Source organism: Pseudomonas fluorescens (assembly GCF_001648775.1).
Classification (GTDB): Bacteria; Pseudomonadota; Gammaproteobacteria; order Pseudomonadales; family Pseudomonadaceae; genus Aquipseudomonas; species Aquipseudomonas fluorescens_M.
Map to the genome: position 1 here is coordinate 91,826 of NZ_LVEJ01000023.1, position 20,722 is coordinate 112,547.

At 60.9% G+C, this 20,722-nt stretch carries 11 protein-coding genes; 6 read left to right on the forward strand and 5 right to left on the reverse strand.

What is annotated here, in order from left to right; all coding sequences use genetic code 11:
* Positions 1-76: 76 nt before the first annotated feature.
* Both A8O26_RS20555 and A8O26_RS20560 read left to right on the forward strand, forming a co-directional pair.
* Positions 77-841, forward strand: coding sequence for an AraC family transcriptional regulator (locus A8O26_RS20555; RefSeq protein ID WP_064119597.1), 765 nt, complete (start codon positions 77-79; stop codon positions 839-841).
* Between the two features lie 71 nt (positions 842-912).
* Positions 913-1,806, forward strand: a complete 894-nt coding sequence (locus tag A8O26_RS20560; protein ID WP_064119598.1) for a DMT family transporter — start codon at positions 913-915, stop codon at positions 1,804-1,806.
* Here the strand turns inward: A8O26_RS20560 and A8O26_RS20565 are convergent.
* Positions 1,800-2,087 carry a SelT/SelW/SelH family protein gene (locus tag A8O26_RS20565; RefSeq protein WP_064119599.1) on the reverse strand — a complete coding sequence of 96 codons (288 nt, stop codon included), beginning with the start codon at positions 2,085-2,087 and terminating at the stop codon, positions 1,800-1,802. The two genes, A8O26_RS20560 and A8O26_RS20565, sit on opposite strands and share 7 nt — an antisense overlap.
* Positions 2,088-2,158: 71 nt before the next feature.
* Between A8O26_RS20565 and A8O26_RS20570 the strand changes: the two genes are divergently transcribed.
* Entirely contained in the window at positions 2,159-4,348 is a 2,190-nt protein-coding gene (locus tag A8O26_RS20570; RefSeq protein ID WP_064119600.1) for a patatin-like phospholipase family protein, read from the forward strand.
* 124 nt (positions 4,349-4,472) lie between these two features.
* Here A8O26_RS20570 and A8O26_RS20575 read toward each other — a convergent pair whose 3' ends face one another.
* The 3 genes from A8O26_RS20575 to recQ form a co-directional block, all read right to left on the reverse strand.
* Positions 4,473-6,248 (reverse strand): FimV/HubP family polar landmark protein, encoded by a 1,776-nt coding sequence (locus A8O26_RS20575; RefSeq protein ID WP_064119601.1) that lies wholly within the window; start codon positions 6,246-6,248, stop codon positions 4,473-4,475.
* Positions 6,249-6,375: 127 nt separating this feature from the next.
* The gene (locus A8O26_RS20580; RefSeq protein WP_007919713.1) at positions 6,376-6,810 is read right to left on the reverse strand and encodes a MarR family transcriptional regulator; all 435 of its coding nucleotides are present in this window, start codon (positions 6,808-6,810) and stop codon (positions 6,376-6,378) included.
* 402 nt (positions 6,811-7,212) lie between these two features.
* A complete protein-coding gene (recQ, locus tag A8O26_RS20585) occupies positions 7,213-9,342 on the reverse strand; it encodes a DNA helicase RecQ (RefSeq protein ID WP_064119602.1) in 2,130 nt (709 codons plus the stop codon).
* A 384-nt stretch (positions 9,343-9,726) separates the two neighbouring features.
* Here recQ and A8O26_RS20590 point away from each other — a divergent pair, with 384 nt between their 5' ends.
* The 3 genes from A8O26_RS20590 (at position 9,727) to A8O26_RS20600 (ending at position 11,448) form a co-directional block, all read left to right on the forward strand.
* Entirely contained in the window at positions 9,727-10,314 is a 588-nt protein-coding gene (locus A8O26_RS20590; RefSeq protein ID WP_064119603.1) for a YecA family protein, read from the forward strand.
* Positions 10,315-10,324: 10 nt separating this feature from the next.
* Positions 10,325-10,720: a YbaN family protein gene (locus A8O26_RS20595; RefSeq protein WP_064119604.1), complete on the forward strand. Its 396-nt coding sequence runs from the start codon at positions 10,325-10,327 to the stop codon at positions 10,718-10,720.
* A gap of 368 nt (positions 10,721-11,088) precedes the next feature.
* Entirely contained in the window at positions 11,089-11,448 is a 360-nt protein-coding gene (locus A8O26_RS20600) for a DUF6124 family protein (protein ID WP_064119605.1), read from the forward strand.
* A 201-nt stretch (positions 11,449-11,649) separates the two neighbouring features.
* Here A8O26_RS20600 and A8O26_RS20605 read toward each other — a convergent pair whose 3' ends face one another.
* Positions 11,650-20,268, reverse strand: coding sequence for a retention module-containing protein (locus tag A8O26_RS20605; protein WP_064119606.1), 8,619 nt, complete (start codon positions 20,266-20,268; stop codon positions 11,650-11,652).
* Between the last annotated feature and the right edge of the window lie 454 nt (positions 20,269-20,722).

A 20,722-nucleotide genomic window follows, 5' to 3' on the forward strand; every position in this document is an offset into this window, starting at 1 on the left:
AGTGTGCGTCAGTCCTGTGACAACGCATCCGGTGTGCGCCGGTGTAGACTGGCGATTACTTCGGAGACGACCTGCCATGCGACCGATCCTTACCCTGCGTCAGTACACCCGCGATTTGATCGTGCACAGCCATGAGCACGCGCAATTGGTGTTTGGCTTGTCCGGCGCGCTGGATTTCGAGGTCGAAGGCTGTGGCAGTCAGGTGCGCCAGCAGAGTTTCGTGGTGATTCCGTCCGGCGCGCATCATGCCTGCGGCAGTCCCGACGGCAGCCGCTGTCTGGTGCTCGATATTCCTGAAGGGCAATGGGTCGCAGATTCACTCGGTGAACATGCCGAGGCCAGTCGCCGCTTGCTTGATCAGCCCGCACGCCTTTCGCTGGACTCTGGGCAAAGCCAGCTGGTCAGCTGGCTGGCGAACAGTCCGGTCAGCGATCCGTTGATCGCTCAGCAAGGCGCAGTGCTGCTGCTGGCCAGCCTCAATCTTGCGCAACCGGCCGAACTCGCCACGCGGCGCCTGCCTTATGCCGCACTGGATGCGCACATCGAGCAAAACGCCGCTTACCCGTTGCAAGTCGCCGATCTGGCGCGAGTCGCCGGTTTATCCAGCGCGCGCCTGCATGCACGGTTCATGGCCGAATGCGGGCAGACGCCGATGGACTACATTCGCAGCCGACGCCTGCATCTGGCGGTGCAACTGCTGCGCGACACCGCGTTGCCGATAGGTGAAATCGCCAATCGCGTCGGTTACAGCTCGCAGAGTGCCTTTTCCGCCGCGGTCCTACGTGAGTTCGGCTCATCACCCGGCCAGCTTCGGCGCGATTCCTACGACAAAAGACGATAGTCTGCCGACAGACTTGCGGGCCGATACGCGGTTCAATGGACCGGTGAATTGAACCTGAAAAAAGGATTGCAATGACTCCGCGTACCGCCCTCGGCGCTCTGCATATTGGCGCTTTGATGTTTGGCCTGACCGGTGTGTTCGGCAAGCTCGCCGCCGCGTCCCCCGCCGTGATCGTCTTCGGTCGCGCGGCTTTTGCCGTGCTCGCCCTGGCGTTTTTTGCACGTTTCGCCAGCCAGCACGGCTGGCAGAAACTTCAAGCCGTGGATTGGCGCCGCCTCGCCCTCAGCGGTGTGTTGCTGGCCGGGCACTGGGTGAGTTTCTTCGTTTCGGTGAAGGTTGCCGGCGTGGCAATCGCAACGTTGGGTTTTGCCAGTTTCCCGGCGTTTACGGTGATCCTTGAAGGGCTGATCTTTCGCGAGCGCATCCGCGCCAACGAGATCATCCTCGTCGTGTTGGTCACGGTCGGTCTGGTGCTGGTGACGCCGGCCTTCGATCTGGCCAGCGGCGCAACCACCGGCCTGCTCTGGGCGGTGTTGTCGGGTCTGCTGTTTTCGTTGCTGTCGCTGACCAATCGCGCCAGCTCCGGGCGGATTCCGGCGGTGCAGGCAGCGTTGTGTCAAAACGTGGTGGTGGCGTTGTGTCTGCTGCCGGTCGCGGCGCCACAACTCAGCGAGGTCCGCGCCTTGGACTGGCTGTGGATCGGCTTGCTCGGGGTGTTCTGCACTGGCGTGGCTCACAGTTTGTTCGTCGCCAGTCTGGCGGTGATCAAGGCACGCACGGCGGCGGTGGTGTTTGCCATGGAGCCGGTTTACGGCATCACCATCGCCTGGCTGCTGTTCAACGAAAACCCGACGCTACGGATGTTGATGGGCGGCGCATTGATCATCATCGCCATCGTCGTGTCCGCGCGGATGTCTGGCAGCGCCGACAAGAAAACCGTTGCCGCCGAAGCCGCGTCTCACTGAGTGCGGTCGTTGTGCCCGAGGTCGCGGTCAGGATCGATCTGATCGCGAACGCGCTGCTTCAGCACCTTGGCCTCGGGAAAACCACCGTCGGCCTTGCGCTCCCAGATCTGCACACCGGCGCAGGTGATGTGAAACACCCCACCGGTGCCCGGCACCAACGAGACTTTGCCGAGGTCGTCGCCGAAGGTGCTGAGCAGTTCCTGTGCCAGCCACGCCGCGCGCAACAGCCACTGGCATTGGGTGCAATAAGTGATGACAACTTCTGCTTTTGCGACAGTCATGTTCGCTGAAACTCCTGAGACAGAGGGCGCCGCTATAATAGCCGGCTTTATCGCTTGCCCCGAGACTCACAATGCGCCGTCTGCTGTTTTGCCTGCTGCTAGGTTTTCTTCCTCTGTTTGTCCACGCCAGTGAGGCGACACGACCGAAAGTCGGTCTGGTGCTGTCCGGCGGCGCCGCGCGTGGGCTGGCGCACATCGGCGTGCTCAAGGCGCTGGAAGAGCAAGGCATCAAGATCGATGCGATCGCCGGCACCAGCATGGGCGCGGTGGTCGGTGGCCTGTACGCCTCGGGTTACAAGATCGATGAGCTGGAAAAACTCGCGCTGAGCATCGACTGGCAAGCCGCGCTGTCCGACGCGCCACCGCGTGAAGACGTGCCGTTTCGGCGCAAGCAGGATGACCGCGACTTCCTGGTCAAACAGAAACTCAGCTTTCGCGACGACGGCAGTCTCGGCCTGCCACTGGGCGTCATTCAGGGGCAGAACCTCGCGTTGTTGCTGGAAAGTCTGCTGGCGCATACCAGTGATACCCGGGATTTCGACAAGTTGCCGATCCCCTTCCGCGCCGTCGCGACCGACATCGCCAACGGCGAAAAAGTGGTGTTCCGCAAAGGCCACCTGCCCCAGGTGATTCGCGCCAGCATGTCGATCCCGGCGGTGTTCGCCCCGGTCGAACTCGACGGCCGACTGCTGGTGGACGGCGGCATGACCGACAACATTCCGCTCGATGTGGCGCGGGAAATGGGCGTCGACGTGGCCATCGTCGTCGATATCGGCACACCGCTGCGCAATCGCAAACAACTGACCACCGTGGTCGACGTGCTGAACCAGTCGATCACCCTGATGACCCGCAGCAACTCCGAAGAACAGCTGGCCGCGCTGAAACCCTCCGATGTGCTGATCCAGCCCGCGCTCGCAGCGTTCGGTGTCACAGATTTCGGCAAGGCGCAGGAAATGATCGACGCCGGTTACCGCGCGACCCGAATCCTCGACGCGCGCCTGGCCACACTCAAACCCGCCGAATCCCGCGACGCCGAACTCGATGCTGCGCGCTCACCGGGGCAGCGCACGCCGATCATCACCGCGATCCGCGTCGAGAACGACTCGAAAGTCGATGATGATGTGATTCGCTATTACATCCGCCAGCACATCGGCGAGCCGCTGGACCTGGCGCGATTGCACTCGGACATGGGCACTTTGTACGGGCTCGATTACTTCGAGCAGGTGCAATACCGCGTGGTGCACAAGGGCGAGGATCACACGTTGGTGATCAGCGCCCGGGGTAAACGTAGCGGCACCGATTACCTGCGGGTCGGCTTGAACCTGTCAGATGACATGCGCGGCGACAGCGCTTTCAACCTCGGCGCCAGTTACCGCATCAACGGCATCAACCGCCTCGGCGCAGAATGGCTGACCCGCGCACAGATTGGCGACAAACAAGAGTTGTACACCGAGTTCTATCAACCGCTGGACGTTGGTTCGCGCTACTTCGTCGCGCCGTATGCATCGTTCGAAGCGCAGAACGTCGACTCGGTGCTCGACAACGATCCGATCGCGCAGTATCGCGTCGAGCGCTACGGTTTCGGTCTCAACTTCGGTCGCCAGATCGGCAACAACGGCGAAGTGCGTTTCGGTGTGGGTGAGGCGTGGGGCAAGGCCGATGTGCGCATTGGCGATCAGGATCTGCCGAGTGAAAACTTCAACGAAGGTTTCTATGCGCTGAAGTATTCGTATGACTCACTGGACAACGTGTACTTCCCTCACGAAGGCAAGGACATCAGTCTGACATTGATGCAATTCGAACCAAGCCTGGGATCGGACACGCGCTACCGGCAGTGGGAATTCAAACTCGACAAAGCCATGAGCCGTGGCCCGGATACGCTGATTCTCGGTGGTCGCTATGGGCGCACGCTCGACGATGCCAACGTGGTCACTTCGAGCTTCCTGCTTGGTGGTGCGCGACAGTTGTCGGGTTTCCGTGAGGATGCCATTTCCGGGCAAAACGTCAGCCTGATGCGTGCGGTGTATTACCGCCGACTGACACCGCGCTCGTACCTGCCGCTGGACTTCCCGTTGTATGCCGGCGCCTCCCTGGAGCGTGGACGGGCGTGGAACAACGACAATGAATTCGACAGCGGCTATATCAACGCGGCCAGCGTGTTTATTGGTTTCGACACGCCGCTGGGGCCGCTGAATTTCAGTTACGGGTTGAATGATGCGAATGAGCAGGCAGTGTATTTGAACCTTGGACAGACCTTCTGATCAGGTCGCCTGACAATCCGCCTTCGCGAGCAGGCTCGCTCCCACAGGGGAACGCATTCCAATTGTAGGAGCGAGCCTGCTCGCGAAGGCGGTATCAGCTCAACCGCAAATCGGATCGGAGGCTTCAGCGAATTCCCGCCAGCAACGTACGCGCCGTTTGCTTCAAAGGTTCATCGCCCTCTTTGAGCAATTCATTGAGCAACGCAATCGCGCTGTCGATGTCACCGTCGTCAATGCACGTCTGAGCCTGTTCGAGCTTTCCGGAATTTTCGTCGTGTACTGGCTCTGGTGTCTGCAAATCCAAAGGTTGCAGCGCCAGTGACGGTTCGGGATCAGCAAATTCATTGAGAAAATCTTCATCCAGTGGCCCTGCTTCCACCTCAGGGATCCACTCAAGTTCAGCGTCGTCGCTGGCTGTTTCCGGCAATTCAAAGTCCTGCGGCAAGACCTGCAAACCGGAACCGAGCGCGGAAGTCTCTGCTGGCGGCTCGGCAGGGGCCGAACGACTGTCTTCCAGATCCCAACTGGAATCCATCGACAACTCGCCCAGGTTCAACTCGAAATCATCTTCAGGGGCCGGTTGTGCAGCGACAACGGGGGCCGCCGCGATGATCGGCGCCACCGCGGCCAACGCTGCGGCCCCGGACAGTTTCGGATGTCGGGCGCGAACCTCCCGCAACGTCTGGGCATCGACGCCCTGTTCGCGCAAATGACTTTCCTGTAGATCGTAGGCGGCGTTATCGCCCTGGCGCCCCAGCACCTCCAGCAATTGCACACCCAGGTCGACGCGCTCCGGTTCCTTGTGCAAGGCATCGCGCAGCAAGCCGACCGCCTCACCAAGCCGTCCGTAAGCCAGATAGATGCCCACCGCTTCAAGCACGTCGCCCGCCGCCGGCTCTTCACGGTGCTCGGCTGAGGCGTGAGCCCTGACAGGCTCGCTGCTTTCGGCCGCATCGACATCGGGATCATTGCGCAGTGGCATCAGCGGCAACGGCTCGTCACTCGGTGTCTGTTGTTGCCGTCGACGGTAAATAAACAGCCCGCCCAATGCGCCCAACACTAACAACAGAGCGCCGAGCACTGGCCAGTTCAAACCCTCTTCCGCGGGCTCTACCGCCGCAGCGACCGGGGCCAGGGTCGGGGCCACTACGGGCGGTGGCGTTGGTTTTTGCAGTTCTGCCAAGCGCGTTTGCAAATCACTGACCTGCTTTTTGCCGTCGGCTATCTGCACATCCTGTGATTGCAGTTTGCTGTTCAGTTCATCGACGGTTTTTTGCAATTGCTGATTCAGCGATACGCTGGCGGCCAATTGCTCGGCCACGGCATCAGCGGCGGCGCTTGTTGCAGGCGCGGGTGCGGATGCAGGTGCGGTCTCGCGTTTGCCTTGGGCAGCCTGCGCTGGCGCGGTTACAGGTTCGACCGTGGGGAATGCAGAGGATTGCGGGCGGGGATCCGGCTCGTCAGTGGCCGGCACGATTCCGGGCGAACCGGGCGGATCGATCAGTACGGTGTACTCGCGCAACAACCGGCCATTGGGCTGATTGAGTTGTACGAGGAAATTCAGAAACGGCTCATTGACCGGTTTATTGGAGGTCACCCGGATCATTTGGCGATTGCCATGCACGATGGGCGTGAACTTCAGGTCATTGAGGAAAAACACCCGCTCGACCCCGGCCTGACCGAACTCATCTGCCGTCGCCAGGCTGACCGAGAGTTCGTTCTGCGTGAGCGCGCCGACATCCACTAAAGCGATGTCGGCCTTGAGCGGCTGATTGAGGGCTGAATGAACAGTGATGTCACCCAGCCCCAGGGCCATCGACCCGGTCGAGTAACTGAATACGCCAGCGACCAACAGCCATTTGGCGCCACCGCGCAGTACCACGTGCCAACTTGCGAGCATGAGCATCCCTTAAATAAGCAAAACCGACTTCTATGCGTTCGCACATCCGGTACGAACACGATATTGCCCAGTAGTTCTTATAGTCTGCTCCGCGCGATCCCTCAAAAAACCGGTGCGCGATAATGCCTCAAGATTTTTCCAGGTTGGCCAGAATGTGCCCGTGAACGCGCATGCACACCTTCAAATCCGCCTCGTCGACGCCCTCGAACAATTCGTGGCGCAGTTGTGTGGCAATGGTTTCGATTTGTTCGATCAACGGCAGGGCCGGCGCGCAGAGCACGATCTTTTTCGCCCGGCGGTCTTCCATCACGGACTGGCGTTGCACCAGGCCCTGGCTTTCCAGACTATCGAGCAAACGGGCAAGGGTCGGGCCTTCGACGCCGACGCTCTGCGCCAGCTCCCGCTGGGTCGGCGCCTCTTCGAAGCGCGCCAGATGCAGCAGCACCAGCCAGCGCGCCTGGGACAAACCCAGGCCGGCCAGCCGGCGGTCCAGTTCAGCACGCCAGCCACGGGACATCTGGGCCAGTTGCATGCCAAAGCGGTGTTGATCGGTTAACGGCATAAAACACTCACGGTTAGACTGAAAAATAAAGAATTTCTAATTATTAGCCAGCTAAGCATGAGCTGCAGTTATAGGCAAGTGGCGGTCTGTACTGAATCGTTACATCTTGAGGCCCCTCACCCTGGCCCTCTCCCAGAGGGAGAGGGGACTGAATGGGGGATGCTTAAGATATTCTGCGACTTGGGAGGGCTTTGCTGAATCCAGAATTGGACGGCCCTCACCCTGGCCCTTTCCCAGAGGGAGAGGGGACTGAATGGGGGATGCTTCAGGATTACGCCGACCTGATCCTGCTTTACCGAATCCATAATCGACTGGTTCTTTCAGGTCGATGTCAAACCTCAGACGCCTCGGTCGGCCCCCTCTCCCTCTGGGAGAGGGCTGGGGTGAGGGTACTCAGGCGAATTACATCTCGAATTCCGACTGCAACGCAGCCCGCACGCAATACAGCACGCCTTCCGGGACCCGACCTGCAAACAACTCGGCGATTTCGGCGACCGACGGCAACTCACCTTCGCCATCCAGGAACGCGTCCTGCACTTCGCCCATCAGCTCTTCAGGCAAGTCCAGCGCCTGCTCGAGGGACAATTGCTGCTTGCCGATGGCCTCGGCGAGCATGGTGTAGACGTTTTTTTCCGAGCACTGCAACTGACCGGCGATCTGCAACGGCGTCATCCCGGCGCGGGCCAATGTGATCAGCTCGTGGCGCAAATCGGCCACCGCTTTCGGTGCCTCGACTTCGCCGCCCAGCACTTCGAGGAACGCCTCGCCATAACGTTCCAGCTTGCGTGCACCGACGCCGCTGACCCGGGCCATTTCCGCCAGCGAAGTCGGTTGACTGCGCAGCATCTCCAGCAGCGTCGAGTCGGGGAAGATGACGTAAGGCGGCACACCGTGTTCTTCGGCGAGTTTGCGCCGCAGGGCGCGCAAGGCTTCCCACTGTTCGCGCTCTTCGCCGCGCACCAATTGGCTGGCCGGGCTCTTGCTGTTGGTCTTGGCGGCGACTTGCGGTTTCAGGTCGCGGCGCAGCTCCAGGCTCACCTCGCCCTTGAGCAGTGGTCGGCAACTGTCGTTCAGCCGCAGGCCGCCGTAACCTTCATGATCGACATCGGCCAAGCCCCGCGCGACCAACTGACGGAACAACGAACGCCATTCGCTTTCGCTCAGTGCTTTGCCCACGCCATACACCGACAAATGCTGATGGCCGAAGCTGCGGACTTTTTCGTTGTCCTTGCCCAGCAACACATCGACCAGATGGCCAACGCCATACCGCTGGCCGGTGCGGAAAATCGCCGACAACGCCTGACGCGCCGGCTCGGTGGCGTCCCAGGTCTGCACGCCATCGACACAGTTGTCGCAATGGCCGCATGGCTCGGGCATGTCTTCGTCGAAATACGCCAGCAAGGTCTGGCGACGGCAGCGGGTTTCTTCGCACAGCGACAGCATGGCGTCGAGCTTGTGCTGCTCCAGACGCTTGTGCCGCTCGTCGCCTTCGGAGTTCTGCAGCATCTGCTTGAGCATCACCACGTCTTGCAGACCGTAGGCCATCCACGCATCCGCCGGCAGGCCGTCACGGCCACCGCGACCGGTTTCCTGGTAATACGCTTCAAGGGATTTCGGCAGATCGAGATGTGCGACAAAGCGTACGTTGGGCTTGTCGATGCCCATGCCGAACGCCACGGTGGCAACCATGATCAGGCCTTCCTCATTGAGGAAGCGCTTCTGGTTGAAGGCACGCAGATCGTTGGGCAGACCGGCGTGATACGGCAGCGCCGGGAAGCCTTGCTCGCTCAGGAACGCTGCGACTTCCTCGACTTTCTTGCGTGACAGGCAATAAACGATGCCGGCATCGCTGCGCCGCTCGGCGAGGAACGCCAGCAACTGCTTGCGCGGCTGCTCTTTGGGCACGATGCGGTAGAAGATATTCGGGCGGTCGAAGCTCGACAGGAAGCGCTCGGCATTTTGCAGGTGCAGGCGCGTGACGATCTCTTCGCGGGTCCGTTTGTCGGCAGTCGCCGTCAGGGCGATACGCGGCACGTCGGGAAACATCTCGGCCAACTGGCCCAGTTGCAGGTATTCCGGACGGAAGTCGTGGCCCCATTGCGATACGCAATGCGCCTCGTCGATGGCGAACAACGCGATGTTCAGCCCTTGCAGGAACGACAGCATGCGCGGCTGCACCAAGCGCTCGGGCGCCAGATACAACATCTTCACTTCGCCACGCTTGATTCGCGTCGCGAGGTCGCGCTGTTGTTCGGCGCTGAGCGTGGAGTTCAACGCAGCGGCGGCGACACCCAGCTCTTCGAGGGTGGCAACCTGGTCGTCCATCAACGCGATCAACGGCGACACCACCACCGCCAGGCCATCGCGCAACAGTGCCGGCACCTGGAAGCACAGGGACTTACCGCCACCGGTAGGCATCAGCACCAGCGCATCACCGCCACTGGCCACGCGCTCAATGATTGCACCCTGACGGCCACGGAAACTGTCGTAGCCGAAGATGTCCTTGAGGACGCGTTGAGCCTGTTCGAGCATAAAAACTCCAGAAATCACAAAAACATCCCTGCAAGGCTGGTTCATGACGGGCAAAGCTGCACCGCAGAATCGTAAGAACGCATTGCATGACAGGCGCAATGCGCGCAGGGAGCGCAAAACGCGGCAGTATACCCGAGCCCTCCCCTGCACAGGGTGCCGCTGATAAGACACAGCTTCACATCGACCCCTGTGGGAGCGAGCCTGCTCGCGAATGCGGTGGGTCAGTCACTATAAAGGCGCCTGACACAGCGCTTTCGCGAGCAGGCTCGCTCCCACAGGGTTTGGATGCCGTCCGTTATTGCGGCAAATCTGCCATGCGGCTGGCTTGAGCGCGCAAGAAGGCCTAGAATTCCCGCATTGTTTATTCCCCAAGGTAGCCCCGTAATGTCCTTCGCTGAGCAATTGACCCGCCTGCAAGTCTTCCTCGACGCCGACGAACTGCATGACGAGGCGCTGGATTACGTGGCCGCTCACGGCTACCTCACCGCCCTGTCGATCTGCTCGGACGTCGTGCCGGATCGTGAGTGGATCGACGCCCTGTTCGCCGAAGAGCCGCACTACAGCGGTGAAGCCCAACGCGAAGAGATCGAAGCCACTTTGATCGGCCTCAAGGCGCACATCGCCCGTCAACTGGCCTCGGATGAAGAATTCGAACTGCCATGCGAACTGGATCTGGGCGACGAGCCGGACGATTCCGAACTGCGCGGCTGGTGCATCGGTTTCATGGAAGGCGTGTTCCTGCGTGAAGCCGCCTGGTTCGAAACCGCCGAAGAAGAAGTCAGCGAAATGTTGCTGCCGATCATGGTCGGTTCGGGCCTGTTCGACGAGCAGCCGGAATTCGAAGACATCGCCAAGGACGCCAACCTGATGGACGACATGATCGTGCAGATCCCGGAAGCCCTGACCGCGCTGTACTTGCTGTGCCAGGCGCCAGACGAAAAACCGGCGATCCTCAAGCCACGTCACCACTAAGATCCGGCCTATGGACAACCCCATAGGCAACCGCCCCCTGATGTTGCGCTACTTCTTGCTGGCCGTCGGCTGGCTCAGCGTGGCATTGGGGGTGATCGGGATTTTCCTGCCCGTTTTGCCCACCACCCCATTTCTCCTGCTCGCAGCGGCGTGTTTCGCCCGCAGCTCTCCGCGCTTTTACAAATGGCTGGTCGAACATCCCCGGCTCGGGCCATGGATCCGCGATTACCTCGATGGCAACGGCATACCGCTCAAGGGCAAGGTCTACGCGATCGGGCTGATGTGGGCGAGCATTCTGTTCTCGTGTTATCTGGTGCCGCTGCCGTGGGCACGGGGGTTCATGCTGACCAGTGCGGTGCTGGTGACGGTTTATATTTTGCGGCAGAAGACTTTGCGCAAATCCTGAGCCTCTTTGCCTTTAAACAATATTGTTTAAAAGACACCTCCAGACACGCCTTTCAGGCTACAAATTCTTGCGCCTTTGCCTACAGCTAAGCCAGAATCCGCCGGCTTGTGCGCCTTGGGGTCGGGTTCTATTGTGGTGCGGTCGCTGAAGAGTCAGCGATCGGGTTTAGCGACCCAAATCTGTAATAGGTGCATCAGCGCTCCATGCTTTGTGGCAGATTCAATGTCTGCAACTTCGCTATGGTGGCTGTATGCGGGAGACCCTCGGGTCTGCCGGGTGCCTATAACCGGTTCGCTAACCTGCGTACAGCCGCCACCTTCCTGTTTAGCGACAGTTCTGGGCGGCTCCACTCTTATAGGAGCTTCACCATGATCAAACCAACACCCAACCCGCCCGAAACCGATCTCGCCTCACCCTACGAATCCCTCGATTCAAAAAAACTCAACGACGCCGCCGAACGCGCCCTCGACCACTATCTCTGCCCACCCGGCTCCACCCCACCACCGCGAAAAACCCGCCGGATGTACGCCGTCACCGCAGACTTCAAAAACGAAGAACTGCTGGCCGATGCCAGCGAGACACTCGCCTCAGCCAGAACCATCGCCCATGACTTCGCCCACCTCATACCCGCGTCGCAGCGCAGGACGTTGTTGGGGATCGCGCAACTGATCATGCTCGGGGAGCTGGCGGTGAATCGGGTGATGGATAATCTGGAGTTGCCGGGTTGATGCAGGCGTGATCAACCGCTGAGTTATTCGGCGTCAGATCTGGCGCTTTCGCGAGCAGGCTCGCTCCCACAGTTAACCGCACTCCAATGTGGGAGCGAGCCTGCTCGCGAAGGGGCCAGAATGAGCAACGCCATACCATCAGACAGAAAAAACCCGCCGCCCCATAACCGGGACGGCGGGTTTTGTCGTTTCAGGCGTCGCTTACACCGTATCCACCTTCAACGAATGATCATTCAACATCCCGCTGATGATCGTCGCCGTGTCATGCCCACCGGCAACCACCCCGCCCGCCCCCGGTGTCACACCGTAGTGGCTAGCCAGGTTGACGCCGGCCAGATCAATCGTCTGGTTCGGCGTGGCGCCGGCCATGGCGCTGACATCGATGCTGGTGAGCACCGAGGCGCCGCTGCCGCTGACGGTGAAGTGCAGGTAGTCATCCAGCGACGCTGTCGTGCCGTTTTCGCCTTGCAGCAGTTGCGACAGGTCGAGCTTGTCGGTGCCGGGGGTGAAGTCGGTGATCAGGTCATGGCCGCTATTGCCCTTGAGCCACTGGAAGGTGTCGGCCCCTGCGCCACCGGTCATGGTGTTGTTGCCCATGCCGCCGATCAGCAGATCGTCACCGCCGCCACCGTTGAGGATGTCGTTGCCCAGACCGCCGTTGATCACGTTGTTATTGTTGTCGCCGGTCAGGGTGTCGTTGAAGTTCGAGCCGATGAGGTTTTCGATGCCGGTCAGGGTATCGGTGCCGGCGCCAAGGGTGTTTTGCGCACCGAGCAGGCCGAGGTTGACGGTTACACCGGCGGTAGCGTGGGCGTAGCTGGCGGTGTCGATACCGGTGCCGCCGTCGAGCAGGTCATTGCCCGGTCCGCTGTAGAGCAAATCATTGCCGGCGCCACCGTGCAGTTCGTTGTTGCCTGAGCCTGCGGTGAGCACGTCGTTGCCGTCGCCACCATTGAGGATGTTGTCGCCGGTGCCGGCCACCAGAATGTCGTCGCCCGAGGTGCCGGTGAGAGTGTGGCCGTCCTGATAGCTGATGGTCACGTTGGCCGTGTCGCTGCCGCCGTGGTTGTCGTTGGCGGTGTAGGTGCCGTGGAAGTCCGGGGTGACGTCGTGGGCCCCGGCGTAGTTGACCGTCATGGTCAGTTGATAGTTTTCTGCGGCGTTGGTGTTGCTGCCGCTGGTGTTGGTGATGTTGGTCACGTGGATCTGGTAGGTGCCGTCGGCGCTGGCGGTGATGGTGCCGCCGTCGGCAATGGTCACGAACGCGCCGCCATTGAGCGAGTACTCCAGGGTGACGTGCCCGGCCGCCAGGTTGTGATCCAGGTTCAGCGTTTCGCCTTGTTTCAGTTTGACGGTGATCAGGTCTTCATCGTTGGCATTGGCGTTGGTCACCGCGCCGAGGTAGCCGCTGATCACCAGTACAGCGGTCATCGCTGCGGTGTTGGCCGCGAACGCATTGCGCACATCGGCCAGGGTCTGGTTGGCGGCGCTGTTGCTGTTGCCATTGAACGTAACGGCGCCGGTGCCGGTGAAGTCCGCGCCCTTCGCCGCCCAACCGGTGTTGAAGGTGGTTGGCGTGGCGTTGAGGGTATCGCCGTTGGGGTCGGTGTCGTTGGCCAGCAACAGCTCGCCCGGCACCACGATGTTGCTCGACAGCACGTTAGTGATGACGTGGTCGTCGACCGCCACCGGCGGCGCGTTGGGGATCACTTTCACGGTCAGTGTCGAGCTGGCGAGGTCGCCGTCGTTGTCGCTGACGGTGAAGCCGATGTTCTCGGTGATCACCACCGCCGTGGTTTTCTGCGAGGTGTAGGTGTAGTCGCCCGTGTCGAGGTTGATCACCAGCGTGCCGCCGTTATTGGTGGCGATGCTCAACGTGTTGTTGACGGTATTGAAGGTGCCGTGATTGGTGCCGCCGCTTGGCGTCAACGAGCCTTGGCCGCTGAGGGCTTTCGGATCGTAGGTGTAAGTGGTGCCGTCGATCACGATGGATTTGATGAAGCCGCCATCGGCGCCGAACGTGCCGCCCTCGCCCAGTAACGAACCGGTGACCGGCGCACCGACCACGGTGCCGGACAGCACCGAGTTGAGTTGATTGAGATCGGTCACCACCACCGCGTTGGTGTTGGTGTGGCTGATGCCGTCATACGCCAGCGGATCGAGGTTGGCGTTGCTCACACCGCTGCCGAGGCCGATCGCGTAGTTCTTGATGTTGTTGGCATCGAGGAAGGCTTTCAGCGTTGCTTCATCGGCGGTGCCGATATCGCCCTCGTTGGGTTTGCCGTCGGAGAAGAAGTAACCGACGTTCTGCGCCCCGGTGAGTTTGCCCGCCGTGTTGAACGCGTTGTACATGGTGGCCACGGCAGCGTCGTAGTTGGTGCCGCCGCCAGCGGTGAGGCCGGCAAGCAGGGTCTTGGCAGTGGCTACATCGACCCACACCGACGTTCTGTCAGTGGCGTTGCTGCTGAAGGTAACGAGCTGGACTTTGACATCGCCGAGGTCGTCGTACTTGTCGAGCAAGGCGCTGATCGCCTGCTTGGCCAGCGCCAGCCGCGACAGGCCTGGCACGCCGGAAGCATCGGCCATACTGCCGGAGATATCGAGCACGATGAGCAGGTTGGAATCGATCTCCACCGCCGCCACCGAACGTTCCGACGCTACCGCTTTGGGTACGTCATCGACGATGTTGACCACAAGGGTGCTGGTGGTGCTGTTGCCCAGTGCGTCAGTGGCTTTGTAGGTGAAACTTTCGCTGAGGGTGTTTGCGCCGTCGTTGGCGCTCGGCGAGGTTTTCGGCGCCGAGGTCAGCGTGTAGGTGTAGGTGCCGTCGGCATTGAGCTGAATCTGCCCATAGCTGCCGGTGGCGCTACCGACCAACGTGTAAGTGATCGCGCCCGTGCCGCCGGTGACTGCACCGACCAGCGTGCCAGTCGCAGTTTCGCCGGTGTTGGTGGGGTCGCTGCCGGTGACCGTACCGGCGGCCAGATCCTGGCCGTCCTTGGTCAGGTCGAGGGCTTTTTCATACACCGTCACGTCCTGATCGACCGACGCTACCAACTTGCTGTCGGCAACGTTGATGGTGATGGTCGTGGTGCTTTCATCGCCGTCGCTGTCGCGGATGGTGTAGGTGAAGGTGTCGGTGGCGCCCGGTGGGCTCACCGAGTTCGGGTTGCTGTGATAGACGGCATTGCCCGCCGCATCGAGGGTCAGGTAACCGAAGTTGCCATTGATATTGCTGTTGAGGCCGCCAATGGCCGACGTCGCGGTGTTGCTGCCGGCGCGCACGCCGACTACTGCCCCACCTGCGGCGGCTCCATCGGCGCCGGTGACGTCATTACCGAGCACGCTGAGGTTGACCGTGCCGCCCTCCGCCACCGAGCCGCTGTCCGCTTTGGCGGTCGGCAAGTCATCGATGATGTTGACGTTGATCTGGCCGCTGGCGGTGCTGCCATCGGTGTCCGTCGCCACCACGTTGAAGTTCTCGGTGAGGCTGTTGGCACCGTTGCCGGTCGGGTGAGCTTCATTGTCGACCAGGGTGTAGCTGTAACTGACGACACCCGTCGCCGGGTTGTAACCGGTGACGGTGAAGGTACTGCCCAACGGCGAAACCACCGATTGCGGGAAGCCTGCGGCGACACCGTTGGTGACCACGGCAATGCCGCCGACGGTCAGGGTTTGCAGGCCATCGAGGGCGGTCACGGTGAAGGTGCCGCTCTGGGTCAGCGCCGGGGTGTCGGGGCTGGTGCCGTCACTGAGGTTTTTTTCGTAGACGGTGAGTTCGCCGCCATTGACGTCGAGGCCGTTAAGCACCACCGGATCGTCGTTGTTGTGAATCTGCAGGACGAGGTTGGCGGTGCTGGTATCGCCGTCAGCATCGGTCAAGGTGTAGGTGAAGGTTTCGGTGCCGTTACCACCGCCGTGCAGGTTTTTGAAGTCGGCATCGTTGGGGTTCAGCGTGTAGGTGTAAGTGCCGTTGGCGTTGAGCACCAGCGTGCCGTAAGTACCGGTGAACGTGCCGGCGGTGATCGGCCCGGCATTCGGTCCGGTCGCCACTACGTCGGCGCCTTGCACATCGTTGGTCAGCACATTGCCGGTCAGGATCAATTGCGTTTCCGAAGCGCTGTTGGCGTTGCTGTCGTTCACGGCTTTCGGCACATCATCGACGATGCTGACGACGATGCTGCTGGTGACGACGTTGCCCAGCGAATCGGTAGCCTGATAGGTGAACGTTTCAGTCAGGGTATTGGCGCCATCGTCGGCATGCGGCGTGGTGCTCGCCGGCGAGGTCAGCGTGTAGGTGTAAGTGCCGTTGGCGTTGAGGACGATCTGTCCGTAGTTGCCGGTGGCGCTGCCAACCAGCGCGTAACTGATCGCACCAACTGCGCCAGTGACCGAGCCGACCAACGTGCCGGACGCGGTTTCGCCAGTGCTGGTCGGGTCGCTGCCGGTGACCGTACCGGGCGCCAGATCTGCGCCGTCCTTGGTCAGGTCGAGGGCTTTCTCATAGACGGTGACGTCGGTGTCGCTGGTCGCGTTCAGTTTGCTGTTGGCGACATCGATGGTGATGGTGGTGGTGCTTTCATCACCGTCGGAATCGCGCACGGTGTAGGTGAACACATCCACCGCGCCCGGGCCGTTCACCGCATTGGGATTGCTGTGGTAGACCGCGTTGCCATTGGCGTCCAGGGTCAGGTAGCCGTAGGTGCCGTTGATGTTGCTGTTGAGGCCGCCGATGGCCGACGTCGAGGTGTCGGCGCCGGCACGCACGCCGACCACCGCGCCAGTCACGGCCGGGCCATCGGCGCCACCGATGTCATTGTCCAGCACATTGCCGCTGACCGTACCGCCCTCCGCCACCGACGCGGCGTCAGGATGAGCGCTGGGCAAATCGTCGACGATGTTGACGTTGATCTGGCCGCTGGCCGTGCTGCCATCGGTGTCGGTGGCGACGACGTTGAAGTTCTCGGTGATGCTGTTGGCACCGTTGGCGTTCGGATGGGTTTCGTTGTCGACCAGGGTGTAGCTGTAACTGACCACGCCGGTGGCGGGGTTGTAACCGGTGATGGTCAACGTGCTGCCGAGCGGCGTCACGGTCGATTGCGGGAAGCCTGCGGCCACGCCACCGGTGACCACGTTGATGCCGCCCACGGTCAGGGTTTGCAGACCATCGAGAGCAGTAACGGTGAAGGTGCCGCTTTGGGTCAGCGCCGGAGTGTCGGGACTGGTGCCGTCGCTGAGATTTTTCTCGTAGACGGTGAGCTCGCCGCCATTCACGTCGAGGCCGTTAAGCACCACCGGATCGTCGTTGTTGTGGATGTTCAGCACCAGGTTGGCGGTGCTGGTATCGCCGTCCGAGTCGGTAATGGTGTAGGCGAAGTTTTCCGTGCCGTTGCCGCCACCGTGCAGGTTTTTGAAGTCGGTGTCGTTGGTGTTGAGGGTGTAGGTGTAAGTGCCGTTGGCATTCAGTACCAAAGTACCGTAAGTGCCAGTGAACGTGCCCGGGGTTACCGGTCCGGTCGGTACGCGATCCGCACCTTGCACGTCGTTGGTCAGGACGTTGCCGGTCAGGGTCAGCAAGGTTTCCGACGCAGTTCCGGTGTTGCTGTCATCCACGGCTTTTGGCAAGTCGTCGACGATGTTCACATCGAGGGTCGCGTTGGCGGTGGTGCCGTTGTCGTCGACCACGGTAACGGCGAATTGCTCAGGCAGGTTGTTAGCGCCGTTGGCGGTTGGATGTGCTTCGTTGTCGACCAGGGTGTAGCTGTAGCTGACCACGCCGGTGGTTGCATTGAACCCGGTGATGGTCAGGGTGCTGCCCAGCGGAGTGGTCACCGATTGCGGGAATCCGGCGGCCACGCCATTGGTGACGACGGCGATGCCACCGACAGTCAGCGTCGTCACGCCATCGAGTGCAGTGATGGTGAACGTGCCGTTCTGCGTCAATGCAGTGGAATCCGGTGTGCTGCCGTCGCTGAGGTTTTTCTCGTAGACGGTGAGTTCGCCACCATTCACGTCGAGACCGTTGATGATCACCGGATCGTCGTTGTTGTGGATCTGCAGAACGAGGTTGGCAGTGCTGGTATCACCGTCCGAGTCGGTGATGGTGTAGGCGAAGGTTTCCGTGCCGTTGCCGCCGCCGTGCAGGTTTTTGAAGTCGGCGTCGTTGGTGTTCAGCGTGTAGGTGTAAGTGCCGTTAGCGTTGAGCACCAGCGTGCCGTAAGTGCCAGTGAAAGTACCGGCAGTGACGGGGCCTGTTGGCACGCGGTCGGCGCCTTGCACGTCGTTGGTCAGGACGTTGCCAGTCAGAGTCAGCAAGGTTTCTGACGCGGTGCCTGAGTTGCTGTCATCCACGGCTTTTGGCAAGTCGTCGACGATGTTCACATCGAGGGTCGCGTTGGCGGTGGTGCCGTTGTCGTCGACCACGGTAACGGCGAATTGCTCAGGCAGGTTGTTCGCGCCGTTGGCGGTGGGATGCGCTTCGTTATCGACCAGGGTGTAGCTGTAGCTGACCACGCCGGTGGTCGCATTGAACCCGGTGATGGTTAGGGTGCTGCCCAGCGGAGTGGTCACCGATTGCGGGAATCCGGCGGCCACGCCATTGGTGACCACGGCGATGCCACCGACAGTCAGCGTCGTCACGCCATCGAGTGCAGTGATGGTGAACGTGCCGTTCTGCGTCAATGCAGTGGAATCCGGTGCGCTGCCGTCGCTGAGATTTTTCTCGTAGACGGTGAGTTCGCCGCCATTCACGTCGAGGCCGCTGATGACCACTGGATCATCGTTGTTGTGGATCTGCAGAACGAGGTTGGCGGTACTGGTATCGCCGTCCGAGTCGGTGATGGTGTAGGCGAAAGTCTCCGTGCCATTGCCGCCGCCGTGCAGGTTTTTGAAGTCTGCATCGTTGGTGTTCAGCGTATAGGTGTAAGTGCCGTTGGCGTTCAACACCAAGGTGCCGTAAGTCCCGGCAAATGTACCCGCGGTGATCGGCCCGGCACTTTCGTTGGTCACCACGCGGTCGGCGCCTTGCACGTCGTTGGTCAGGACGCTACCAGTCAAGGTCAGACTGGTTTCCGAGGCGGTGCCGGCATTGGAGTCATCCACGGCTTTGGGCAAGTCATCGACGATGTTCACGTCCAGCGACGCATTGGCCGTGGAGCCGTTGTCATCGACCACCGTCACGGCGAACTGCTCATTGAGCGTGTTGGCGCCATTGGCCGTCGGGTGCGCGTCGTTGTGATCAAGCGTGTAGCTGTAACTCACGACGCCAGTCGTGGCATTGAAACCGGTAATCGTCAGAGTGCTGCCGAGCGGTGTGGTAATCGATTGCGGGAAGCCTGCCGCTACACCGTTGCTGACAACGGCAATACCGCCAACCGTCAATGTCGTTACGCCGTCCAGCGCAGTGATGGTAAACGTGCCGTTCTGGGTCAGTGCGGTTGCATCTGGTTCACTGCCGGTACCGAGGTTCTTCTCGAAAACCGTCAGCTCGCCGCCTTCGACGTTCAAGCCATTGATGATCACCGGGTCGTCGTTGTTGTGGATCTGCAAAACGAGGTTGGCGGTGCTGGTGTCGCCGTCCGAGTCGGTGATGGTGTAGGCGAAGGTTTCCGTGCCGTTGCCACCACCGTGCAGGTTTTTGAAGTCGGCGTCGTTGGTGTTCAACGTGTAGGTGTAAGTGCCGTTGGCGTTGAGCACCAAGGTGCCGTAAGTACCGGTGAACGTGCCCGCAGTCACCGGCCCGGTCGCCACACGGTCGGCACCCTGCACGTCATTGGTCAGCACATTGCCGGTCAGCGTCAGCAGGGTTTCCGAGGCGGTCGATGTGTTGCTGTCATCCAGCGCTTTGGGCACGTCGTCGGTGATGTTGACGTCCAGCGTGCCGGTCGCGGTGTCGCCATTGCTGTCGCCGGCGATCACGGTGAACTGTTCACTGAGAGTGTTCGCGCCATCACCGGCGGCATGGCTTTCGTTGCCGTTGAGGGTGTAGCTGTAAGTGACCACGCCGGTTGTTGCGTTGAAACCGGTGATGGTCAGGGTGTTGCCCAGTTGTGTGGTGATCGATTGCGGAAAACCGACGGCCACGCCAGCGTTGATCAGGCTGATGCCGCCAACGCTCAGGCTGGTCAAGCCGTCCGGTGCGGTCACGGTGAAACTGCCACTTTGGGTCAGAGCGCCCGGATTGGCGGCAGAGCCGTCCGGCAGATTGGCTTCGTTGAGGGTCAACTCGCCCCCCGGCACGGCCAGGCCAGTGAGGGTCACGATGTTGTTGACCGGTGGCGGCACGATCGGCGCCGGGGTGCCATTGTCGACGACAGCGTTGTGGCGTTCTTCAGGAAACTCGGGAATACCGCCAAACCCGGCCGTCGGGAAACCGATGATCGGGTCGACGCGTCCGCCGACTTCCGTCAGCAGGACAAAACTGTGACCACCGCCCAGCTCACCCGGTGCACCGCCCGGTGCATTCGGGCCGGCGGCAGTGGCTTCAGCGGTTTTGCTCGGGTCGTCACCGGCAGCGATGGCTTTCTGGATTTGCTCGACGTCGGTCAGTTGCGCTTCGCTCGGGGTCACGGCCTCCGCAGCGACCACATGGGCCGCTTGATCGGCCAGCAATTGGCCAGTCATGGTCAGGCTGCTGTCGCGGCCCAAGGTCAGTTCCTGGCCGTTTTGCAGATGAACGGCGACGGCGCCTTCGGCGCCGGTGATCAGTTGATCGCCGGCATACAGGCGATCCCCCTCAACCAGTGCGCGTTTAGTACCGTCAGTTGCCTGAGCGAATACCTGACCTACAACCTTACTGACGATGCCGATGAGCGTTGCCATGTGAAATCCTCCGCTGCCGACCACCGTCGGCACTGGTAAGCGAAGCAGCCCATGGCTCAATCGGGTTGTCGGGGCGACGCTCGCACCCTCGACAGTTCGTTTCGCAGGTGGCTCCTTAAGGAAACTTCAGTGCCATCAAGCACTTCCGCGTCCTGATCAAGGTCGCCCGCCCACTAACGCTACGTAACGGTGGTGAATCACCCGAGTGACAAAAATCTGTCGCTCGTTGACCGCTACGCGTCCCTCCCCTTCAGCAGTACTTCGCCGTATGTCGCAAAGTGAGTGGAACTTTCCTCAAGCCTTTTTGAGCTCCCTAAAGCGCATAAAACAAAGGCTTTCGTCCTGAACAATGTGCCGGTTTTTACAAAGCGCATAAGTTTTTTTCGGCATAAGCCTTATGAAAAATTTTTCTTAGCTACGCTCTAGGATGTTCTTAGCTCTGTTGTTACAAGAG